Annotated in this window: 1 protein-coding gene; it reads right to left on the bottom strand. The window is 46.2% G+C overall.

What is annotated here, in order from left to right; translation table 11 throughout:
- Positions 1-132: 132 nt before the first annotated feature.
- The coding region (locus VWZ81_RS09170; RefSeq protein WP_416542580.1) for a YciI family protein at positions 133-546 on the bottom strand (414 nt) is incomplete at its 5' end.

The following is a 546-nucleotide window of genomic DNA, read 5'->3' as shown; positions in this document are numbered from 1 at the left end:
CTTTGGAAGCCGACATTCAGTTCGAACGCGGCGAACAACGCGTTCGAGCCCAGACTCACCGATGCTGCGTGCTGGATGAATGGCTGATATTGTTAGATCAGCGAATTGGGAGTTCGGTACTGTCCCACCCTCTCAAAGAGTAGCGGTTTGGTCTTCCAGTAGTTTGCCCCACGTGAAGATTTCAAACGATCTATGTTTTGGAAAATAGAATGGGTCGTTTTCAACCAACTTTTTTACTTCGGCCTTTGTCGTCGCTTCGACGACCCACAGCGCACCACAGAAAGGTTCGTCTTCCTCAGGCTTTAGACCGCCACCAATTAACAATTCTGGATGGTCCTTGGCATAAGCAACGTGCGCATCTCGTAGATCTTTTCTAGCTCTAACCTCCAGCATCTCAATGCTGTCTTTGAATATTACCACCCAACGTACCATTCGTTCCCTTTCATTATTTTTATAATTTACGACATTGACTTGAGAAGGAGTAGGGCCAAAATAACCGGGGACTATGACCAGTTGTGAATGATGATTTCTTAATTGCGGACATTG

The organism is Phaeobacter sp. JH20_34, assembly GCF_048056095.1.
Taxonomy (GTDB): Bacteria; Pseudomonadota; Alphaproteobacteria; order Rhodobacterales; family Rhodobacteraceae; genus Phaeobacter; species Phaeobacter bryozoorum.
Note: the sequence above shows the minus strand (reverse complement) of the source record. Positions and strands in the feature narration are given on the sequence as shown.